We start from the raw sequence: 21,775 nt of genomic DNA, 5'->3' as shown, positions 1-21,775 counted from the left end.
GCCCGTGATGTCCGTCTGGGACTGTGACCAGCATGTCCTGGGCTTGTTTACCGACCGTGTCCGGGGCGTCTGTCATGTTCTGGAGTCGGTACGGAGGACAAGTGGTACGGCACGTTGTGGTCGGGGACTTGAGGGTCCAGCGGATCGAGCGGAAGGACGGGCGGCGGTCGTGGACGATCGTGTGGCCCGAGGGGACGATCCACACGGAGGCGGACCGGTTCCTGCGTCTGCATGATGGTTCGGGAACGCAGAGGACGTACGCGTATCTGCTGGTGGACCATCTGCGGTGGCTGGAGCGCGAGTGCCTGACGTTCATCGCGGTCCAACTGCGGGACCTTGAGCGGTACATGGGAATCGTGGGTGCCGAGGTTTTTATGCCGCTCGGCGAGCCATGGCGAGTCGGCAAGCGCCCCTACGGCCGCTCCGCGCTGTCGACGGCGGCAGCCTGCCTCAAGGGCTTCTACCTGCACCAAGCCTCCCTCGGCGTGAACGGAGAACTCGGCAAGAAGCTCGACACGTCCCGGTTGCCGTCGCGGGTGGACCGGCGCCGCTCGTTCCTCGGGCACGTGAAGTCGACGCTGCCGACCAACCCGCTCGCGCCTTCGGGACCGCACCGTCGGCATCCGAAGATGCTCCCGGACGGCGCGAGGGAGAAGCTGCTGGCCACGGTGAACGCCGCCCGGGACCGGCTGGTCGTCGACTGGCTCGCGGACGGCGGCCTGCGGATCGGTGAACTCTGCGGGCTTCACCTGGTTGACCTGCACCTGCGTGAGAACGCGGCCTGCGGTGAGTGCCGCACCCCGCACCTGCACGTCTGCCACCGTCCGGGGAATCCGAACCGGGCCGAGGCCAAGACCAAGCACCCCTGGCGGGTCGAGCGCGGCACCGTGACCGGCGGGCTGATCAAGCGGGTCAGTCCGGCGATGGTGCACAGCTACTTCGAGTACGTCACCACCGAGTATCCGCGCGGCGCCGGACACGGCATGCTCCTGGTCCAGCTGCACGGCACCGACACCGGGCAGCCATGGGCGCCGGTCGGGGCCCGGCGGATGCTCGGCCGAGCCGGGAAACGCGCCGGTCTGGGGATCGTGAAACCCCACGCCTTCCGGCATTCGTTCACTTCCGCGGTTCTCGACGCCGCCGACGGCAACACGCTGATCGCCCGGGACGCCGGCGGCTGGGCGTCGGCTGCGATGGTCGACGAGGTTTACGGGCACGTCGATGTCCACGACCCGGTGTTCGATGCCGCGCTGCGTGCGGTCTGGGGTGAGGCGTGATGAGGCGGCAGGAGTATCTTCGGCCGCTGTTCGACGAGCGTCCGGACCGGGTCGGTCGCGACCGGCTGGAGATCCTGACCGCGCTGATTGGCGGACCGTCCTTCGACCCGGTTTACCGGCCCGACATCATCGAGATCCCGCGTGGTCACGCGATCTACCGGTGGGAGTGCGTCGTCGCCAGTTGCGAACGCACTCGGACAGGCGGGTCGGACCTGTGCTCGGAGCATCAGCGGCAGTGGGTCTGCGACAGCGAGCGCGGCGTGGGCCGAGCCGCCTTCGTGGCCGCTGCCCAGGGGTTGGAGAGGCACGTCGGAGCGGAAGCGGCCATCTGCCAGATCTGCCCTCACCGGCCCGCAGCACATAGTGATCTACGGCTGTGCCAGCGCCATTTGAGCCGGTGGGTCGCGCGCAAGAAGGAGGGGGATGACAGCGGCTCCTTCTCCACCTGGGTGAGCGAAGAACAGCCGTGTCCCGGTTACGGGCCCTGCGGCGCGGTTGTCTGCGCGGATTTGGCTGACTCCCCTCTGGGGCTGTGCTCGTGGCACGGCAGCCGCTACCACCGTGACGGCAGGCCCGGTGACGCCGCGATGCCGCACAGCTGGTGGCAGCGATACGAGAAGTTCGGGAAGTCGGTCCCGATCGAGTACGGCGACCAGGCGGCGTTCGCGCGCTGGTGCGCTGCCGTTCCCGCACATCCATGGCCGGGGCAGATCAATCTGCGCGGGCTGCGTCCCCTGGTGCGGGCCGAGATCCAGTGGGGGCTGTTCGTCCACACTCGCCGGGCCCGGCCCAGCAGGTGGGATCTGGGCTGGATCCGGTCACTGGTGACCACGTGCCGCATGTTGGAAGTGAACTCGCTGGTCGACTTCGAGTTCGGGGCCGGTGGCACTGCCGCGTTCACCGGGGCGATCACCAAGGAGATCCTGCATGAGCTGCGATTGATCTACTTCACCCCGCAGGAGGCCAAGGACGCCGGCTTCCTGGAGACCGAGCATTTCGGGGTGCTGTTCCCGCATCGGATGAGCCACCTCGACCTGACCGGCATCCCTCAGCGTTGGTTGCGGGATCTGACCTGGGACTACTTGGCGGACTTGCTGCGGTCGCCGCGCTGTCCTCGCTCGGCTGGCCCGATCGACGGTCTGCGCCGAGCGGCCGTCGAACTGGGGGCCTTCCTGGAGGTGGAGGCTCCTGGCGGTGGCCACGACCCTGAGGTTCTGCGGGAAGAACACGCCCAGCGATTCGTCGCCGACCAGCGTCATCGAGAACGTGAAGGGCTCCCTTCGCTGGCCGTGAAACGGCCGGACGGGACCGCGGGCATCGTCACCACCACCACACGGTCGGTCGTGTTCAACGCCATTCGCAAACTGATGCGCGACGCGCTGGACACCGGTGCCGCCGAAGTGCTCGGTCTGGAACGGGAGTTCATCATCGTGTTCCCGGCAGCTGGCGCTACCACCGGCCGGACCGCGCGTCGCCCCTTCCCCGACGAAGTTGCCCGGGCTCTGGCCGACGAGGCGAACCTGGCTGATCTCGCCGCTACCTACGACGTCAACGACAACGGTGCCCGCGACATCTGGGAGACCGCCGTCACCACCGGCCGCCGCATCGGCGAGGTGATCAAGGTTCGGTGGGACTGCATCGGCCGCTACGGCGGCTTGGCGATGTTCTGGCACGACCAGACCAAGGTCGGCAACTACGACGTCGCGATCCGCATACCTGAACGCCTCTACGAGATGCTCGCCGAACGCCAGCGCAAGACCCTGGACCGTTTCACCGCCCGCTACGGCTACCGGCCGACCGGTGCCCAACGCGCCGGACTGGCCCTGTTTCCCACGGTCTACCGCAGCCAGGACGGGACGGTGTCGCTGACCCACCAGTGGTTCTACAGCCGGTTCCGGCCGTGGGTGGACGCCATGGACCTCGGCCACTACGTCCCACATCAGGCCCGTCATACTCTGGCCACCAGCCTGTTGCGCCACGGGGCGACGCTCACCCACATCCGCCGGTATCTGGGACAGGTCAGCGACCGGATGGCGGAGCACTACGTCCATCTGACCAGCACTGATCTAGAAAACGTGCTCCAGCATGTCTGGGTCGCCGGCCCCGGGGCCGGCCAGCCCGGCGAGCTTCTGGCCGGGGAGAGCACTCCGCTTACTCGCCAGCAGGCTCAAGCTCTGGCAATCGACCTGTCACGCCGCAGCACCCCAGCCGAGGGCGGGTTCTGCACCTTCCAGCCCGTCGTCGACGGCGGCGCCTGTCCCTGGAACCTCGACTGCCACAACTGCGACAAGTTCGTACTCTCCGGCGCCGACCTCCTCTACTGGCGCCGCAAACGCGAGCAGTGGCAACTGCTGGCCGAGGGCGCCCCCGACGATGCCACCGCCGACTACCTCCACCGCTACTTCGAGCCCACTGCCCGCGCCATCGACGGCCTGGAGAAGGCCCTGGCCGGCCTCGGCCTCCTCGACGACGCCCTCGCCCTGGACCTGCGCAAACCCCAGGACTACTTCCACCGCGTCTGGTCCACCGCCTTCCGCGCCGCCGACCTCGCCGACGCGGGCAACGACGAGCCGGACGAGTACAGCGATACGTGCACAGCCGACGGCGACGATCCCGAACAGGAAGCTGCATGAACACCCCGACCGTTCCCGAGCCCCGGACCGCAGCGGCCCTGGCCGCCCGCCGCCACAAGACCGAGACCGCCCTTGAGCGCGTCCACCAGGCCATCGCCCGACTTCGGCGCGAGAAGGCCCAGGTCAGCGTCGCCGCCGTCGCCCGCCGAGCGGACGTCTCCCGCACCTTCCTCTACGACAACAGCGAGGCCAGAGCCGCGGTCGCTACCGCGATGACCGAGGCTGGCGAGCGCCGGACGCAGATCCTCGCCAACCAGGACGACGAACTCGAGGCGACCTGGCGCGAACGGGCCCTGAACGCCGAGGAAGGTCTCAAGGCCGCACAGACCGAGATCCTCACCCAGCGCACCCGGATCGGTGAACTCCTCGGCCAGATCCGCGACTTGCAGGCCGAATGGACCGAGGAAGCCGTTCAGCGGATCACCACTGAGAACACCACCCTCAAACAGCGCGTTCGCCAGCTCACTTCCGACAACCGCACCCTCGACGAGCGGCTCAAGGCGGCCCGCTCCAACCTCCGCTTCCAGGACCGCCGCGTCGCCGACCTCGAAGCCCGCATCACCGATCCCTCAAAGGGAGTTCGACAGTGACGACGACAAGTTTCCACAAACGACTGGCACTGGGCTGAACGTCATGCAATCTTTGTTCCACGGTTCATCGCCTATGAATCATGGAACATTCGAAAGGGAGGGGAACGCATGATCCTGGTCCACGTCTCCAACACCTGGCCCCAGGTCCTGGAGGGTCAGCTCGGCTCCGAGGACGCCACCCTGGGCAGCTGGTTCAACATCAGCGATGCAGCCATGGACGAGTACGGCGACGTCGTACTCGGCATCTACGAGAACACCGTCGTCAGCGCGTTCGACGTCACCGGCCAGCCTCACCGCGACGACGAGGGCCGGGTGACCTTCCCCGGCAGGCCCTCAACGAAGTGGTCCCACCTGATCGGCACCCCCAACCCCGGGAAGCCCTGGGGCGTCCGCGGCATGGCCCGGCCGATCCAGTACCTCCACACCACCGTGCTGGTCAGCGGCACCGTCGAGGTCGAAGACGACGGCACCGCCCGCCGGGCCGTGGTCGACGGCTTCACCCTCGTCGTCGACCACATGGGAACCGCCGTGTTGTCGGTCCCCGTCGGCTGCAAGGTCACCATCCTTACTCGCGCAGCCTGACCCTGCTGAAGCCCAGCGGAGCCCCGGACGCAAGCGTCCGGGGCTCCGGCGTGAGATCGGCCAGACGATCTACGGCAACGGGCCCAACTCGCCGTCACAGACATGTAGTCTATGAATCGTCGCAGTTCAGAGCCGGTATCCGAGCTCCTGCGGTCGGTAAAATCGACGAAATCCACAACGTTTCGCAGGTCACCCGGGCCGGCGGCGAGGTATCCGACACCTTGAAGTACTTCTCCGAGCGCATCCCTGCCACGTTCGTCTACGCGGGCATCGGCCTGGAGACCAGCGAACTCCTGGCCGGCACCCGAGGCGCTCAGATCTCGGGCCGGTTCACCCTCGTCCCCACCCGCCCCTTCCCCTACGGCGCCGAGTGGAAGGGACTGGTGGCGACCATGGAGGAGACCTTGCTCCTGCACGACCACCCGCCGGGAACCTTGGTCAAGCTGGACCGCTACCTCCACGATCGGACCGCCGGGATGATCGGAGCTCTCTCCCACGCCATCCGGGGCGCCGCGATCGACGCGATCCTGAGCGGCACCGAGCGCGTCACCAAGGAAGGACTCGCCGCGATCCCGCTGGACCACGCGGCGGAAACCCAGAAGAAGCCGGCCAGGAAGGCCCCCAGGTGACCGGCGCACCCGCACGGATTTCCATCCAGGCCTCGCCGCGACCCGGTGAAGGCACCGATCCATCCGTTCGCCCTCACCTCGCCGAACATCTGGTTCCGCTTCCCGTTCGAGTTCGCCCGCAGCCTGGAGAGTCCGTTGACTCCTACGTCCGCCGCCTGGCCCTCGCGAACCATCTCAAGCCCAGCTACCTGCGCAGCTATCTTGCCGGACCGCCTGACTACGGGCCCGGGAAGCGTCCACGCCCTGACCGGCTCGCCGCTCTCACCGGACGACAGCAAAACGTTCTGGAACGAGCTCTGCCCGATCTCGTGCGTCAGAAGCCCGCGAAACCCAAGAAGCCCAAGCGCAGCTTCACGAAGGCCGCGGACAAACCCGTGCTCTTCGCGGCGATCCGCCAAGACGCTGAAGCCGAACGACTGCCCATCTCGCATCTGGCGAGACGCCACCACGTCAGCCACGCCACAGTCCGCCAGGCCCTGAACTCGCCCACGCCTCCGCCCCGCAAGAAACCGCCTCCCACCATGGGCCCGGCCAAGGGACGCATCGGCCCCACAATCGACGCCATCCTCGACGAGTACGCCGCCGCCCACGCCGGCCGTTTCCCCACCATGAGGGTGATCTGGGAGAAGCTGCTGGACGAACACGGTGTCACCGCCGCCTACGCCACCGTCCACCGCTATCTGACCAGCCATCCCCACTGGAGCACGGACACCCTGGCCCGGCAGCCCAGCCAGCCTTCAGGAGACTTCCTTGCGGCCGCTCAACTGCCCTTCTACGGCAACGTGATCAAGCACTATCGGACGCTGCTGACCGCAATCCGCCGCGACCCCGCACGACACGGACTCAACGGTTCCTACGCCACTACGACAGCCTTCCTGCTCGGCCTCGACGCCGGAAGCTCGTGGAGCATGCTCACCGGATTTCAGGAATGGCTCGTCGTCCGGCTCGGCAAGGGACATGACCTGACATGGCCCGTTCTCGTCCGCCACCTCGCCCCCGGGGGCTGGGTTCACCCGCTCTCCGCACCCGCCGATACTGCGGCGGTGACCACACTCCACCGACTCATCGGGGAATTCTTCACCACACGAGAGCAGCCGGACGGCCTCGCCCGGATCTTCCGGGACTACCAGTCCTGGGCGACCGCCCAGGACTGGTACCACCTCAAGGACCCGGCAAAGTCGCCGGCCTCACGGGAGGAACCACGGCCCGGCTAACCCACGCGAACTTTGATCAGCGGGTCGGGAACGAAGCCAGATCGAGATCCCACTGGTCAGCTGCGTGAAGCAGAGCGCCTGTCTCCACCCGGGCCTCCACGAAGTACTGGTAGATGTCTGCTCCGTTTTCACCCTGCTGCCACGGAGGTGCCGCCTCCATGGACAGGTGCACACGAATCACCGCGCCGTCCTCGCTTCGATCGACGAGGCTGAAGGCCAGGACCGGCTCGACGAACCAGGTGTCCGGGGACAGCCAGCCGTCGGCATCAGGCCTGGTCACCTCAACGGTCCCTGCAGCCACCGCGCGCAGCCAAGCAGACACCTCGCGGGCTTCATCGGTCAGCAGACAAGGATCACTGAGGGACCAGCTGCCGTCCGGAGTCGTCACCGTGCCACCGATGACCAACCAGTTGTCATCGTATGAGTCGCCGCAGACCGCGGAGAACTGGTATCGCAGGGGGCGGAGCTCGACACTGCTTACGTGATCACCCAAAAGCATTGCCTCAGGGTGTCACGGACCGTCTCGACGTTGCACGGTCCCGCAAGCACGTCAGCACCTCATGGGCGAGCTGGGCGAGACGGGCCGTTTGACATCCAACTCAGTCGCTCCAGGTCAGGGCGCCGAACCGGACTAACTTCGTTGTCAAAGGACAGCCCGAACTCAGGTGCACCGATGACGCCCGGAACACGCGGCGGCGTTCGCCACGAAACCACCCGCCAGAGTCTGGCGACCGGCAGCCACCAGTCAAAGCGGCACCGGACAGCCGTGCCAGGCCGAAGAGCCGGCCCCCGGTGTGAGCGCCGGGCCGGCTGGTGCGCGGGTCGTGCCTAGCGCGGCCTCGCCACCGCAGGCGTCCGTCTCGCTTGACCTCTTGCGCGTCAGTCCGGCAGCCAGTGCAGCTCGTGCGCCAGGGTTTTGGCGACGGCACGGATGCGGCGGTGTAGCGGCGACTGCTCGTGTGGGAGGACCAGGTGGATCGTCAGGCTGGGCGCGCCCCGCAGCGGTCGCCAGGTGAGACCGGCCGGTTGTGCCGTGACCGCGGCTTCTCCGGCCGGGGCGAGGGTGACCCCGTCGCGCAGGTCGCGCTGAGACATGTCGAAAGAGACTGCGGGCGTGTGGAATCGGGGGTGTGGTCGGGTGTCTCGGAACAGTGCGGACAGCTGATCGTGGATCACTGGGTTGGCCGCACGGTCCGGGAGTCGCAGCGGATACGCGGCCGCGTCGGCGATCTCGATCTCCGGGTGTTCGGCCAGCGGATGGTGCTGCGCCAGCTGGACCCCGATGCGCGCACGCCGCAGCAGGAACCGGCGCACGCCACGGCCCGGCTGTTCACCGCGGGTGATCCCGGCATCGATGCGGCCGTCGGCGACCGCGGGGGAGATCTCCGGTGTCGCCATCGGGACCGCGCCGACCTCGAGTCCGCTGTTGTCGCGAAGCAGCCTGTCCACCAGGGCCGGTGCCGTCTCGGCCCCGGCGCTGAGGCTGTATCCGATGCGCAGCGTGCCCAGTTCACCGGCCGCCGCGCTCCGGGCGGTGTCCCATGCCCGGTCCAGCGCCGCCAGCGCGGGCGGCGCGGACTCCGCCAAAGCCGCACCGGCCGTGGTCAATACGACGCTACGCGTGTTGCGGACCAGCAGGGCCGTACCGAGTTCCGCCTCCAATCGGCGCATCCGGGCGCTGAGTGCGGGCTGTGCGATACCGATCCGTGCGGCCGCGCGGGTGAAGTTCAACTCCTGCGCCAGCACCAGGAAGTACCGCAGGCTCACCGTATCCGGCGCCACGTGCCCTCCCTGCCGATTGATAACGATCCGTTCTGAGCCTATCCCGTACCGGTCTTTCCCTCGACCGCACATCGAGCCCTAACCTGCGCATATGACGCTTCAACCGACCGCAGTACCCGTCGCCGGGATCGATCGATCTGAGTGTCAGTTCGAAGTCGGACGTGTCCGGCCCAACACAGGAGGTTTCCATGGCTAAGGGCTACTGGGTCAGTGTCTACCCCGCCATTTCCGACCCTGAGAGGCTGACTGCCTACGACGAGCTGGCCGGTCCGGCTGTCCGGGCCGGGGGCGGGCGCACCCTGTCCCGGATTCCGTCCCGTGGCGGTCGAGTCGTCGCCCACGAGGCCGGAATCACGCAACGCGTCGTTCTGATCGAGTTCGACAGCTTTGAGCAGGCCGTCGCGGCATACGAGAGCGAGGCATACCAGAAGGCGCTGGTGGCCCTCCCCGACGGTGTCGAGCGCGACTTCCGCATCATCGAAGGCATCGACTGACCGGCGGGCCCAGCCATCGCTGAGCATCCGTCACCTGATACGCACACGGTGCTGAACGACGACTCACGAGACGAGTTCGAAGCCATGCCCTGCGTCCCGGTTCGTCGTCGACGTCCTTGACGGCCTGATCCCTGTCGGGCGGATCGAAGAAGCGACGCGACGTCCGGGCCAGCTGGACTGTCTCGCTGACCTCGTCGACGAAACTCACCCTCGCCCGAAGCGAACCGCGAACCGCTTCTCACACGACAGATCGGTCCAGCGAGCACAAGGCTTCGATGACAAATGTCGCGGGCGAGCTTGTGCCGGGACTCCTGCACGGTCAGCTGCCGGTTCATCTGGCGGAGGTAGGTGTCGTCGACGGGGTCGACCACCGCGAGCAGGTGCAGGGTCTTGGCGATACGGCCGTACTCGGCGAACGCCTGTCCGAGCGGAGTTGGGCGGCCGAGGCGGGATGCTCTCTACCGGGATGCCTATGAAACAGCCCGGTTCGACGCCGGAGGCAACGCACCGGCGTTGTCACAGGCGCCGGCCACGCTCGTATGACTCGCCCTCTGCGGTCGCCGCGGGTTGTGACGGCGGCATAGCGGCTTCAAGCATTCCTTGCCGTCACGGGCCAGCACGGCCTGCCGCGTCGTGCACCCGCCCCGCGGTCGCGGTGGTATCCGTCAGGTTCCAGCCCCCCGTGCCGGGGGATGAACGGGACCGCTCCGGGATCCGCTCGGGGGCAGTTGGGTGATCGCCGCTCAGCTGCGAACCGGTCAATAGCCGCCCGCCACGGGGCAGTTTGGAGATTCCGGCCGCCCCAAGACAACTCCACCCCGCACCGACGCGCTACGCGCGTTGACCAGCTACAACAACACCCCCACACCGCGTTCAACCCGCCGATTCCCCGGATGGGCCCCGCAGCCGCCTCGAACCCGCTCACCGGCTGCAACTGACGACCAGTGAGAACCCCTTACGCAAGGGACATGCCAAGCGTCGCCGGCACGGGCTGCACCAGATCTTCGACAACCGCAGTTCGGGCTACCACTCGACCCCCTGAACAACACAGCCCGGCCGCAGAGCATCCGATCACCCAGACCGGCCTCGGACGGGCCGTCAAGTCTCGCGGCAGCCCGCCTATGTGCCCCCTGTGTAGGGTCCATGATCAAGCACCGGGGCGAGCCACCCGCCGGCCCCGGTGTACCACCCTGCCACCCCTCGCACGTAAGAGAACACATGCGCAAGAAGCCCGCCGTCGTCGGCCTCCTGGCCGCCGCAGCCCTCGCCGCCACGGTCCCCGCCACCGCCGCACCGGCCCACTTGTCCCGCGCCAAGTGCCCCCAGCTCGCCGAGAACCTCTCCTGGTCCGGTGCCAACCGCGCCAAGCTGCAGAAGATGATCGACGAGCGGGGCACCTGCTCCGGCAAGGGCGGCCCCCGCCCCGTCGCCGCCTTCGACTGGGACAACACCGTCGTCAAGAACGACATCACGGACGCGACCCTCGCCTGGGCCCTCAAGCACGACAAGATCCTCCGGCCCAAGAGCTGGCGGGACACCAACGCCTGGCTCACCCCGGCCGCGGACAAGGCCCTCACCAAGGCGTGCGGCACCGAGGTGCGCGCCGGCCGACCGCTGCCCACTTCGAAGAACCCTGCCTGCGCCGACGAGATCTTCGAGATCCGCGAGAAGTCGCAGACGATGGCCGGCGAGGCCGCCTTCGCAGGCGACTGGAACCACCGCCGCACCGTGCCCGCGTACGCCTGGATACCCCAGCTGTTCGCCGGCTACACCCCGGGGCAGCTCACCTCCTTCGCCAAGAAGGCGCGCGCCGAGCAGCTCTCCGCGCCGGTCGGTACCAAGCAGACCGTGGGCACGCACACCCTGGCCGGCTACGTCCGCTACTACGACCAGCAGAAGGACCTGATCCGCACCCTCAAGGCGGCCGGTTTCGACGTCTACATCGTCTCCGCCTCCTCCGAGCCCATCGCCGAGGCGTGGTCCAGCGGCGTCGGCCTCGACCGTGACCACACCATCGGCATCCGCAACGTCACCAAGCGCGGCCGTCTCACCACGGAGATCAAGGGCTGCGGCGGCGTCGAGACCGGCCGGGGCGACGCGCTGCCCTACATGGACGGCAAGCGCTGCATGATCAACCAGGAGATCTTCAAGATCAAGGGCGCCAGGGCCTGGCAGAAGCAGGACTTCGCACACCGCATCGCCCTCGGCGCGGGCGACGCCGACACCGACGTCACCTTCGTCGACGACGCCACCGGTGCCCACGTGGCCATCAACCGCAACAAGTCCGAGCTGATGTGCCGGGCCTTCGACGACGCGGACGGCCGCTGGGTGGCCAACCCGATGTTCATCGACCCGCTGCCACGCAAGTCCGGCACCTACCCGTGCGCCACCGCCGGAGCCACACACCCCGACGGCACGCACGGCCCCGTCCGGCGCACCGACGGCTCGGTCATCCCGGACCAGCTCGACCGCGTCTGACCCGGGGCACGGGACCTCCCACGACACCTGCGCCCACACCGTCTTCCAGCCAGGCTGGCTGCTCGTGCGCGGCACCGTAGAGCGGCGCGGCGCCCGGCGCACCGTCGTCGACAGCATGGTGTGGGACCTCGAACAGATCGCCGTCGCCCGCCGCGGCCAGGGGGCCGGCATGCCTATCATGCGGCAGGCCAGGCGGGCGGGGGCCCCTTCGTGGACCTCTGGTGGGCCGGATGCCGAAACGACCAGCCGGACATGGTGGGTGGCTCCCCTCGGCCTTTTCGCACGACCTCTGGCCCAGGGCCGGGCCGGTGAACCAGTCTCTCCGCACTCGGACGGGCGTCCGGCCGGACCACGGTGCATGCCGGCTCGGACCGGGGCGGCCAAGGGCGGTGACGTGTGGCCGAACGGTCGTGTACATCGCGTCGCCCTTACGGACACGCCCACGAGAGGGTGGTCATGGTCGCGCTACGGGTCAAGGCGGCGACGCCGCTTTCCCTCATCGTGGTGGTTTGCCGTTCGTCGCCCCGGCCGGGACGTCCGGAACCTCGGACACTGGCCTCCAGGCGGCCGGGGTGTCGTCGGGGAGGGCGGGGGCGGCATGGCCGACAGCAGGATTCTGATCGCGGTACCGGAACACCCGCGCGCCGAGGGTGCCGGGGCCGAGCAGTTGCGCAAGATCCGGGACGCCGTGGAGTCGGGCGGCTTCGAGGTCCGCTGGGCGGTCACCGCCGAGGACGCGGACGCGGTGCTGCGTACCGAGGCGGGGCTGGCCGCGGCACTGGTCGCCTGGGACCTGCCGGGTGAGCGGCGAAGGGACGGGCCGGGGGCTGCGCTCGCGGCGCCAGGACCGGCGAAGGGTGACGTCGACGGATTGCCGGGCGGGGCCGCCGTACTGCGCCGGATCGGGCGGCGTTTCCGGGATCTGCCGGTGTTCCTGGTCATGGCCGACGAGGGGGTACGGGACCTGCCGCTGTGGGTGTCGGAGACGGTCGTCGGGTACGTGTGGCCGCTGGAGGACACGCCGGGATTCATCGCCGGCCGGATCACCAGTGCGGCGCGCGCCTACCGGGAGGACGTACTGCCGCCGTTCTTCCGCGCGCTCAGGCACTTCGACGACGCCCACGAGTACTCCTGGCACACCCCCGCCCACTCCGGCGGTGTCGCCTTCCTCAAGTCGGCCGCAGGGCGCGCCTTCCACGACTACTTCGGGGAACGGCTGCTACGCAGCGACCTGTCCATCTCGGTGGAGGAACTGGGCTCGCTGTTCGAGCACACCGGTCCGATCGGGGAGGCGGAGCGCAACGCGGCCCGCGTCTTCGGCTCCGACCTCACCTACTTCGTGCTGCACGGCGACTCCACCTGCAACCGCCTGGTGGGCCACTTCAGCGTCACTCGCGACGAGTTGGCGCTGGTCGACCGCAACTGCCACAAGTCGGTACTGCACGGGCTCGTGGTCTCCGGCGCCCGCCCGGTCTATCTGATCCCGACCCGCAACGGTTACGGCCTCGCCGGTCCGCTGCCCCCGGCCGAACTGGCGGCGGACTCGATCGCGGCCCGCATCGCGGCGCACCCGCTCGCCGAGGGCGCGGTGTCACGGGAAGCCCCATACGCGGTCTTCACCAACTCCACGTATGACGGGCTGAGTTACCACGCCGTGCCGACAGCGCGGGCGCTCGCGGGAAGCACCCCGCGGGTGCACTTCGACGAGGCGTGGTTCGCGTACGCCCGTTTCCATCCGCTGTACGCGGGCCGGTACGGCATGTCCGTGGACGAGCAGACCTTCCCCGGACCGGACCGGCCCACCGTGTTCGCGACCCAGTCCACGCACAAGTTGCTGGCCGCGCTGTCGCAGTCCGCGATGGTGCACGTACGGCCCGCCTCCCGTGCGCCCGTGGAGCATGATCGCTTCAACGAGGCACTGATGATGCACGGCACCACCTCTCCCCTGTACCCCATGATCGCCTCCCTGGACGTCGCGACGGCGATGATGGACGGCCCCCAGGGCGAATGGCTGGTGGACGAGGCGGTGACGGAGGCGATCCGCTTCCGGCAGGAGATGGTGCGGCTGCGCAGGCGGGTGGAGAGCGCCGGGGACCGGCCGCCCTGGTTCTTCGGCGTCTGGCAGCCGGACGAGGTCACCGACCCGGCGACCGGCGAACGTCTGCCCTTCGACCGGGCCCCGACGGACCTGCTGCGCACCGAGCAGTCCTGCTGGCTGTTGGAGCCGGGCGCCGCATGGCACGGCTTCCCCGGGCTGACGGAGGGCCACTGCATGCTCGATCCGGTCAAGGTCACACTGACCTGCCCGGGCATCACGGCCACCGGGGAGATGGCCGAGGAGGGCGTTCCTGCGCGCGTGCTGACGGCCTACCTCGCCACCCGGAACATCGTGGTCGAGAAGACCGACAGCTACACCACTCTGATCCTGTTCTCGATGGGCATCACCAAGGGCAAGTGGGGCACGCTGCTGGACGCCCTGATGGACTTCAAGGCGCTGTACGACGCCGATGCGCCCCTGGACCGGGTGCTGCCGGCAGCCGTCGCCGGGCACCCTCGCCGCTACTGCGGCCTGACCTTGCGCGAGTTGTGCCGACAGATGCACGAACAGCTGCGCGCGGTACGCCTGGTGGAGCTGCTGGACACCGCCTTCCAGCAGCTTCCGGAGCCGGTCTTCCCGCCGCAGCACTGCTACCAGCGCCTGGTCCGCGGCGGCACCGAGCGGGTCCGCATCGCCGAGGCCGCGGACCGGGTGGCCGCCGCGATGGTGACGGTCACCCCGCCCGGCATCCCGGTGCTCATGCCCGGCGAGTCCACGGGTGCCCTCGACGGCCCCCTGCTGCGCTACCTCACGGCCCTGGAAACCTTCGACCGCCACTTTCCGGGCTTCCGCAGCGAGACCCACGGTGTGACGATCGACGAGGACACCGGGGACTACCGGATCGAGTGCCTGAAGGAGGCGGAGTAACACGCGATGCACGACGCCTTCTCGAGAACCGGGCCTGGGACGGCGGGGGTTCGCGGCACAACCACCGCGGCGGAGGACACGTGCTGCCTGGGCAACAGCCGGTCACCATCGTCGCGCTTCTCGCGACCCCCGAAGCCGCCCGCCCTTCCGTCCCCACCGCCAGCCCCGACATCGTTCCGCTGCGAAGGACTCCGTGACCGTCGTCCGCTGACCGTCACGGACCACCGAGCCCGCCGACCTGACGGTCGGTGGGCTCACGCCGTCAGCCCATTGAACGCAACTGATCCAGTTCGCTCCCGATCTCGTCCCGCAGCACGTCATGCTGCGAACCCAGCCTGAAGCCCTCGTCACTCCACCGGTCACCCGGATACAGCCACACAGGCTTGCCCACCAGCTCGGCGGGCTCCCACTCGAACCGCGGCCAGACGTTCGCATGATGGCCATGAACGGGCTTACCGGGTCAGCGCGGTACGTGCCATGAGGGAGCAGCAAGAGTTGAGTGAAGCAGACGACATCCGGTCTACGTTCGTTTTCCATCCGCCCGTTGATGATGCTGGCGCCTGGCAGATGACGGTCGAGGGGTTCGTTCACGCCCTCACGGCGGCGTTTCCCGAGGCGTTCACGAAGTACCGCACCAGCGGTCTCCGCGGGAACTCTGTCGTGGACTTCGAGGTCGAAGTGCAGCCGGAGATGTGAGTGGAGGGTGTTGCCAGCACTCCGGTCGAGAACAGCGCCGTGGTTACGGTGGCGGGTGCGACCGCCGCGGAGGCGGCGCACTTCGCATTGTGGCTGCGCAGCGGTCTGGCGCCGCGCCCCGACCTCATCCGTTTCAGCGGCGAGCGGGCGCTGGACAGCGGGGACGACAGCGAGTGGCTGATCCCTGCCGGCGGGGGCTTCGAGGAAGTCCGGGCAGCCGTCGCCGAGCACGTCGGAGCGTTGGACGGCGAGTAACTGGCACCGATCGGAGCCCAGGCAGGGATTGACCAAGGGCAGTAACCCCCGTGCGCCGTCTGGGCGTGGACCGTCCGTGGATCATCTCGCCTCCCCGTGATCGGTACCTTCTCCGACGCCCCGCGCCCGCGTGGCACTCGGTCCGCTCGCGAAGGCGAGCCTGGCCTTCGACTGGGACATCCCGTTCAACCGGCAACAGGCCCCTCTGCCCACCTATCTCCTCAACCGCGAGCGCATCGAGGACATCCGACTACCGGCCTGCCGTGGCTAGCCGTCGGCTCGACAAGCCGGGTGGGAACCCCTGAGGGCACATTCAGGAGCACCGACGAATTCCGCTGAACTGCGGTGATGCCCCTGCTCGTTGAGACCGCTTCCCGCGCTATCCGAGATCGTTTCCCGCCGCTGGTGCGGGCGCCGATACGGCGACCAGCGCGTCTCTTCAGCAACTCGTCGGTGCTGGCCGGGCTATTCGTCGGTGCCCCACAGCTGGACCACGAACGGCACCTGCCCCTGGGCAGTTGCCGCCCGGGGCCCAGGGGAGGGGACCGGGCCTCAGCGCGCCTCGGGGTGGGGTCCGGCAAAGGACTCCGTGCCGGAGCCGCTGGCGGTGCGGGCCCATCGGGAGCGACACCGCGCACATCCTCACCGACACCGATACCGGCACCATCACCATCACCGTCCAGACCCACGACGGGCCGCCCCCGCCCGAGACCGGCCCGGACTGGGGTCCCGCAGAAGAAATCAGCCTGCACGCCACCGAAGACACCCCCCCCTCATTTACATCCTCGGCAGCGGCGACTTCGAAGAGGCCGAACCCGACGACGGCCCGCTCGCGCTGCCCGCCGGCCCGGTACCGGTGTGGATCCGGATGCGCCTGTACTGCCACAGCGCACACCCCGAACCCGGCGTCGGCGACCGTGCCGAGCGCCACCTGATCCAGTTGTGGGCCGCCCCGCAACAGCCGCCGGTGCACCCGGAGCTGACCGAATCCGACCTCACGCTGCGCTGCTCCTACAAGGAGGACTTCGACCAGAGCGCCGCCGCCTGGCGGCAATAACCCGCTCCAACAACGCGGCCCGTAAAGGGACAGCCGGATTTCGGTGTTTGAACGGACCGGGTGCCAGTCGGAGCCAACTCGCCTGTCACTCCTGTGAGTTAACTCTTTCGTGGGGGCCGCCCGTGGACACAGGGGAGCCGCGGAATCACGACGTAAGGCCTGCTCATCGTTCGAAGCTGTGCTACATCGATATCTCGTCGTCGTTGCCTCTCGCGCTGACAACGCTGTCGCCGCTCTTCTAGATTTCCTGTCGTGAAAAATCATTTTCAGCGCCCTGTCGGGCGTCGTGGTTTCATTGGTGCCGCCGCCGCGTTGAGCGCTGGGGCCGCGGCCTCGGGGACCTTGTTGAGGACCGCGCCGGATGCCCGGGCGGCTGACCGGGTGAGCGATGCCAGCCACGACCTCGCCCGTAAACTCCTCCTGGTGGGCGACGGGGGCGAGGACTTGAAACTCCGTTATCTGAACGTCCTCATCGACCACGGGCTCCCCAGGACGGCCGCACCCCGCGACATCCTCGTGGTGGGTGCCGGAATCGCCGGTATGGTCACCGCACTCCTTCTGAAGGAAGCCGGACACCGCGTCACCATCCTGGAAGCCAACGCCAACCGGGCCGGCGGCCGCATCAAGACCTTCCGTGGAGTGTTCTCCGACAAAAGTCTCCACGCGGAGGCGGGGGCCATGCGGCTGCCGGACTTCCACCCACTGGTACTGGCGCTCGCCGACAAACTCCGTATCAAACGCCACCTGTTCTACAACGCGGACGTGGCCCCCGGCGCGCGCGGCACCGGAAGCGTTCCGCCCGTGGTCCACACCTCCTTCACCGGCCAGCGGTGGACCAACGGCGCGCCCACCAATTTCACCGCGCCTGCGGCGACGCAGCGCAGCCTCATTCGGGTCAACGGAGTCCAAGTGACCCGCGGCGAATACGCCAGGTCGCCGCAGCAAGTCAACGGCTCCTTCGGAGCGTCGGTGCCCACCACCATGTCGCAGACGCTGGACAAGGCATTCGCCCCGGTGACGGTCGCACAACACGGCACGATCGATGAGCAGGTCGCCGCGTGGGCGAAGGTCATCCACGATTTCGACGACTATTCCGTCCATCGATATCTGGCGGAGTACGCGGGCTGGGACCTGGCCCGGATCGAGGCGGCAGGCACGCTGGAGAACCAGACGTCGCGCCTCCACTACTCCCTGATGAACGCACTGTTCGACCGGGCCATCATCAACCCGTCGTCCCGCTACTGGGAGTTGGAAGGCGGCACCGCCTCACTCACCGACGCTCTCGCCGCCCGCCTGGAAGGGACCATCCGGTACAACCGCCGGATGACCAAGCTGACGCAGACGACGCGGGGAGTGCGGATCGAGACGACCGCCGAGTCCGGTACCGAGGATTCGTGCGACGGCGCTCCCCGACCGCCCCAGCAGGTGTTCGAAGGCGACTACGCCATCATCACCGCGCCGTTCTCGGCGGTCCGGTTCTGTGAGTTCGAGCCCGCCCTGTCATACCCGAAGCGCCGGGCCGTCACCGAGCTCCACTACGACTCGGCGACGAAGGTGCTGCTGGAGTTCAAGAACCGGTTCTGGGAGCGAGGCCCGCAGGGCTTCACCGGCGGCGGATGTGTTTCCGACAACCCCAACCGGTTCACCTACTTTCCCTCTCTCGTGGAACGATCCAAGGGAGGAGTGGTCCTCGCCTCGTACACGTGGGCTGATGACGCCATGCGGTGGGACTCCCTCACCGACGGTGAACGGTATGCCTTCGCGCTCGACAACATGGCGAAGATGTTCGGGCCACAGGTCTACCGGGAGTTCACCGGCGTGGGCGCCACGCAGTCATGGGCCAGGGCCCGTTATGCGCTGGGGGAAGCGGTCATCTTCACGCCCGGACAGCTTCACGAGCACCATGCGAGCGCCCGAACCGTCGAAGGCCGGGTCCACTTTGCCGGCGAGCACACCAGCCTCAAACCGGCCTGGATCGAAGGGGCGTTGGAGAGCGCCCTACGCGCAAGCCTCGAAGTCCATGACCGCCGGTGACCTGGCCTGCGGGGTTGGCCAGGGCTCTGACCGCATTAGGTTCACCGGGTGGGGGCTCTCGGGTGTTCTAGTGTGCTGGGACATCCGATCCAATGACGCGAGCGCGTGCCTGGCAAGATCTCCCGCATGCTTGAAGAGAAGCTCGACGCGCTTGCGCAGATGATGGCCGAGCACACGGCCAGGCCAGCCGACCCGGACGGGGCTGTGCGTGCCGAGAATCTTGCCCACGCAGGTCAAGCAGTGTGTTGGTACTCGTGAATCACTCCGCCGAGGCGGTCGCGTCGGCGTATGTCCAGGCGGGTGATCTGCCTGGGGTTGGTGATGGTTTCGGGGAGTGCGCGCAGCGGCGCGGCTGCCTGCAGGGAACGGTGGGTGCGGTGCTCGTTGACGAGACGTGAGTACCATCCATCGGCTCAACATGAGAAGGAAGCAGTGGTGTTTGACCACGTCATCGGGCTAAGCCCCGACGAAGCTGCACGTTGGGCGGCGCTGGTCGAGGAGTCCCGCCCAGTCCTTCAGAGTGACGGAATGGAGGGTGTCCAGAGCCTCCTTGGCCGATCTGAAGGTCGGGGTGCCCCTCACCCGGCCGAGGCGAGGAGCACCCTCACGACGTGCGCCGCCCGGCTCCCTCAGGTTGAGTTCATTACCGGGCCCCGCGCCAGACATCCCCGTCACCGTCCCGTCAGCTACGGCCGCGCGGCAGCATGAGGGCCGCGGCCGTGGTGGCTATCAGCATCACAGCCGCGACGCACAAGGCGACCCGCAGACCCACAATGAACTCACCCCGGTCCGCGACCAAGGCTCCGAAGACGGCCACGGCGAGCGCGCCGCCCGTCTGCCGGAAGGAGTTCAGGATCCCGGCAGCCATTCCGGCCCGATCTGCGGCGATGTCGTTCAGCAGGATGGCGGTCAGGGAAGGTACGAAGAAACCCAGGCCGAGGCCGACCGGGATGAGCATCGCCGCGATCACTGGTCTGCTGGTGCCCTCGTCGATCCAGAGCAGGCCGAACATCGCCAGCGCGAAGATCGCTTGTCCCATGGCGATCGGCATCCGCGGCCCAAAGCGTGCCGCAGCCCTGGCCGAGGCCAGGTTGGCTCCGGCGATCACGGCCATCATCGGTAGGAACATCAGCCCCGCGGCCATGACGGACAGGTTCAGAACGTCCTGAAAAAACAGGCTCAGCACGAACACCAGCCCGTAGAACGCGGCATTGGCGACGAAGCCGATCGCGACCGAAACCGTCACCGTGCGCGAACGGAAGAGGTCGAGCGGGACCAACGGCGCGGCGGTACGTGCCTCGATCATGATGAACGCGGCCGCCGCCACTGCGGCGAGCCCAAGGCAGCCCAGCACCACGGGCTCGCCGAAGCCGTTCTCCCCTCCGTCGATCACCGCGAAGGTGAGCGCCGCGAGCGCGACGATCGCCGTGAGCTGGCCGTACGGATCGAGCGGCGTGGCACGGCGCGGGGAGCGCTCCGCGCGGGTCAACACCGCGAGGGTGGCGATGCCGACGGGCAGGTTGACGACGAAGATCGCCCGCCAGCTCAGAGTGCTGGACAGCACCCCGCCGGCCACCGGGCCGGCGGCAACCGCGACGGCTCCGCCAACGGTCCACAGCGCGATGGCCCGTGCCCGTTCGGCCGCGTCCGGGAAGGCCTGCCGGACGAGGGCCAGCGAGGAGGGCAGCATGATCGCCGCCGCGCTCCCCTGGATCAGGCGGGCGGCGATCAGCTCGCCCAGCCCCGGCGCCAGTCCGCAGGCCGCCGAGGCGACCGTGAAGACCGCGACGCCGGCGCCGAACGCGCGGCTCGCCCCGATGCGGTCGGAGAGCGTGCCCGCGGAAAGCAGGAGTGCGGCGAACATCAGCGTGTAGGCGTCCACGATCCATTGCAGTCCAGCCGTGCTGCCGCCGAAGGTCCGCCCGATCCCGGGCAGCGCCACGTTCATCGCCATGGTGTTGAGGTTGAGCAGAAAGATGCCCATGAACGTGGTCGCCAGGATCAGCTTCGGTGCGGCCGTGCGTTGCCGGGCATCCTGTGACGCGCGGGCTGGTTCAAGAGTGGTCATCCGTCCAGGCTGGTGAGGCTCGCGAGGGCGAGGCAGACCGTGATCTTCCGGGGTGCGCCATAGGTGGGTGTAGCAGGGCCAGGCTCCGGGCTGGACCCCTGATCACACGCTGGCAGAATGACGACATGACCGAGTTCGGGAAGTTTCTGCGCGCTCGCCGTGGCGACGTCCGCCCGGCAGACGTCGGACTGCCCGCCGGAACCGGCACGCGCCGTACGCCGGGTCTGCGCCGGGAGGAGCTGGCGGCGCTGGCCGGTGTGAGCATCGACTACTACATACGTCTGGAACGCGGCAAGGAGACCCATCCGAGCCCCTCCGTGGTCGAGGCGCTGGCCGACGCGCTCCGCCTCAACCAGGAGGAGAGCGGCTTCCTGCACGAGCTGGCGGCGCGGGCGGCGCGGCGTGCGCCCGAGCCCCGTCCCCTGCCGTCACGGCGGGTCCGTCCGACCGTCACGCAGCTTCTGGAGACGCTCCGGCCCAACCCGGCGTACGTCGTGAGCCGCACCAACGACCTGCTGGCGGCCAATCCCGGCGGGCTGCGGTTGCTCCACGGCATCGCCGACTGGCCGGAGCGGCAGCGGAACACCGTCCGGTACATCTTCCTGCACCCAGCTGCCCGCGAGCTGTGGGCGGACTGGGAACAGAAGGCCAAGGGGTGCGTCGCCCAGTTGCGGGCGATCGCCGGCACCGATCCGGATGCCCCGGATCTCGCCGCACTCGTAGGTGAGCTAATCGTCAAGAGCCCCGACTTCAACCGGCTCTGGGAGCGGTACGAGGTGCACACGATCGGCGACGGCGAGAAGACGCTCCGACACCCGGAGGTCGGCACGATGACGCTCTCGCACGAAGGGCTGTCCCTCAGCCGCGCACAAGGCCAGCGCCTCATCATCTACATGGCGCCGCCCGGCAGCCCGGACCACGACAAGATGACGCTCCTCGACCTCGCCGCCTCCGGCCCGTCCGTCGGTTCCGGCGAGACGGCGCCCGTCTCACCCTCCCGGAGACAGGGCTAGAGCGTGTC

17 protein-coding genes and 3 pseudogenes are annotated in these 21,775 nt (G+C 68.4%); 15 read left to right on the top strand and 5 right to left on the bottom strand.

The genetic code is table 11. The features are described 5' to 3' along the window. Positions 1-101: 101 nt before the first annotated feature. From OHA17_RS39675 to OHA17_RS39650, 6 genes and pseudogenes are all read left to right on the top strand, one after another. Positions 102-1,277 (top strand): tyrosine-type recombinase/integrase, encoded by a 1,176-nt coding sequence (locus OHA17_RS39675; protein ID WP_406510592.1) that lies wholly within the window; start codon positions 102-104, stop codon positions 1,275-1,277. Next, a complete protein-coding gene (locus OHA17_RS39670) occupies positions 1,277-3,910 on the top strand; it encodes a tyrosine-type recombinase/integrase (protein WP_406510591.1) in 2,634 nt (877 codons plus the stop codon). The genes OHA17_RS39675 and OHA17_RS39670 overlap by 1 nt, the downstream gene beginning before the upstream one ends. Then, positions 3,907-4,500: a DUF6262 family protein gene (locus tag OHA17_RS39665; RefSeq protein ID WP_406510590.1), complete on the top strand. Its 594-nt coding sequence runs from the start codon at positions 3,907-3,909 to the stop codon at positions 4,498-4,500. The genes OHA17_RS39670 and OHA17_RS39665 overlap by 4 nt, the downstream gene beginning before the upstream one ends. 108 nt (positions 4,501-4,608) lie before the next feature. After that, positions 4,609-5,082 (top strand): hypothetical protein, encoded by a 474-nt coding sequence (locus OHA17_RS39660; protein ID WP_406510589.1) that lies wholly within the window; start codon positions 4,609-4,611, stop codon positions 5,080-5,082. A gap of 161 nt (positions 5,083-5,243) precedes the next feature. Beyond that, positions 5,244-5,711 (top strand): annotated as a pseudogene (locus tag OHA17_RS39655) (ATP/GTP-binding protein); the annotation flags it as partial. Beyond that, positions 5,708-6,925 (top strand): TniQ family protein, encoded by a 1,218-nt coding sequence (locus OHA17_RS39650; RefSeq protein WP_406510588.1) that lies wholly within the window; start codon positions 5,708-5,710, stop codon positions 6,923-6,925. The pseudogene OHA17_RS39655 and the gene OHA17_RS39650, both read left to right, overlap by 4 nt. Before the next feature lie 16 nt (positions 6,926-6,941). On the opposite strand, the gene OHA17_RS39645 is transcribed toward OHA17_RS39650, so the two are convergent. Together OHA17_RS39645 and OHA17_RS39640 are read right to left on the bottom strand one after the other, a co-directional pair. Then, positions 6,942-7,313, bottom strand: coding sequence for a hypothetical protein (locus tag OHA17_RS39645; RefSeq protein ID WP_406510587.1), 372 nt, complete (start codon positions 7,311-7,313; stop codon positions 6,942-6,944). Positions 7,314-7,804: 491 nt separating this feature from the next. Then, the gene (locus OHA17_RS39640) at positions 7,805-8,707 is read right to left on the bottom strand and encodes a LysR substrate-binding domain-containing protein (RefSeq protein ID WP_406510586.1); all 903 of its coding nucleotides are present in this window, start codon (positions 8,705-8,707) and stop codon (positions 7,805-7,807) included. A gap of 188 nt (positions 8,708-8,895) precedes the next feature. On the opposite strand from OHA17_RS39640, the gene OHA17_RS39635 reads away from it, so the two are divergent. Continuing rightward, on the top strand, positions 8,896-9,201 hold the full coding sequence (locus OHA17_RS39635) for a DUF1330 domain-containing protein (RefSeq protein WP_406510585.1): 306 nt from the start codon (positions 8,896-8,898) through the stop codon (positions 9,199-9,201). Positions 9,202-9,476: 275 nt separating this feature from the next. On the opposite strand, the pseudogene OHA17_RS39630 reads toward OHA17_RS39635, so the two are convergent. Further along, a pseudogene (locus OHA17_RS39630) lies at positions 9,477-9,644 on the bottom strand (Tn3 family transposase); the annotation flags it as partial. Positions 9,645-10,419: 775 nt separating this feature from the next. Between OHA17_RS39630 and OHA17_RS39625 the strand changes: the two are divergent. Further along, on the top strand, positions 10,420-11,679 hold the full coding sequence (locus tag OHA17_RS39625) for a haloacid dehalogenase-like hydrolase (protein ID WP_406510584.1): 1,260 nt from the start codon (positions 10,420-10,422) through the stop codon (positions 11,677-11,679). Positions 11,680-12,277: 598 nt separating this feature from the next. Then, positions 12,278-14,644, top strand: coding sequence for an Orn/Lys/Arg decarboxylase N-terminal domain-containing protein (locus OHA17_RS39620; protein ID WP_406510583.1), 2,367 nt, complete (start codon positions 12,278-12,280; stop codon positions 14,642-14,644). A gap of 262 nt (positions 14,645-14,906) precedes the next feature. On the opposite strand, the pseudogene OHA17_RS39615 reads toward OHA17_RS39620, so the two are convergent. Next, positions 14,907-15,080 (bottom strand): annotated as a pseudogene (locus tag OHA17_RS39615) (diadenosine tetraphosphate hydrolase); the annotation flags it as partial. A gap of 41 nt (positions 15,081-15,121) precedes the next feature. Between OHA17_RS39615 and OHA17_RS39610 the strand changes: the two are divergent. The 5 genes from OHA17_RS39610 to OHA17_RS39590 all read left to right on the top strand — a co-directional run bounded on the left by OHA17_RS39610 (position 15,122) and on the right by OHA17_RS39590 (position 18,686). Further along, positions 15,122-15,340, top strand: a complete 219-nt coding sequence (locus tag OHA17_RS39610) for a hypothetical protein (RefSeq protein ID WP_406510582.1) — start codon at positions 15,122-15,124, stop codon at positions 15,338-15,340. Next, positions 15,341-15,595, top strand: a complete 255-nt coding sequence (locus tag OHA17_RS39605; RefSeq protein ID WP_406510581.1) for a hypothetical protein — start codon at positions 15,341-15,343, stop codon at positions 15,593-15,595. Between the two features lie 130 nt (positions 15,596-15,725). Continuing rightward, positions 15,726-15,866 (top strand): hypothetical protein, encoded by a 141-nt coding sequence (locus tag OHA17_RS39600; RefSeq protein ID WP_406510580.1) that lies wholly within the window; start codon positions 15,726-15,728, stop codon positions 15,864-15,866. Positions 15,867-16,463: 597 nt separating this feature from the next. Beyond that, positions 16,464-16,652: a hypothetical protein gene (locus OHA17_RS39595; RefSeq protein ID WP_406510579.1), complete on the top strand. Its 189-nt coding sequence runs from the start codon at positions 16,464-16,466 to the stop codon at positions 16,650-16,652. A 381-nt stretch (positions 16,653-17,033) separates the two neighbouring features. Beyond that, on the top strand, positions 17,034-18,686 hold the full coding sequence (locus tag OHA17_RS39590) for a flavin monoamine oxidase family protein (RefSeq protein WP_406510578.1): 1,653 nt from the start codon (positions 17,034-17,036) through the stop codon (positions 18,684-18,686). A 682-nt stretch (positions 18,687-19,368) separates the two neighbouring features. On the opposite strand, the gene OHA17_RS39585 is transcribed toward OHA17_RS39590, so the two are convergent. Beyond that, entirely contained in the window at positions 19,369-20,754 is a 1,386-nt protein-coding gene (locus OHA17_RS39585; protein ID WP_406510577.1) for an MFS transporter, read from the bottom strand. Between the two features lie 125 nt (positions 20,755-20,879). Here OHA17_RS39585 and OHA17_RS39580 point away from each other — a divergent pair, with 125 nt between their 5' ends. Further along, positions 20,880-21,767: a helix-turn-helix domain-containing protein gene (locus OHA17_RS39580; protein ID WP_406510576.1), complete on the top strand. Its 888-nt coding sequence runs from the start codon at positions 20,880-20,882 to the stop codon at positions 21,765-21,767. Positions 21,768-21,775 lie beyond the last annotated feature (8 nt).

Source organism: Streptomyces sp. NBC_00212, assembly GCF_045206365.1.
In the GTDB taxonomy this organism is placed as follows: Bacteria; Actinomycetota; Actinomycetes; order Streptomycetales; family Streptomycetaceae; genus Streptomyces.
The sequence above is the reverse complement of the archived record's forward strand: the minus strand, read 5'-3'. Positions and strand labels throughout refer to the sequence as shown.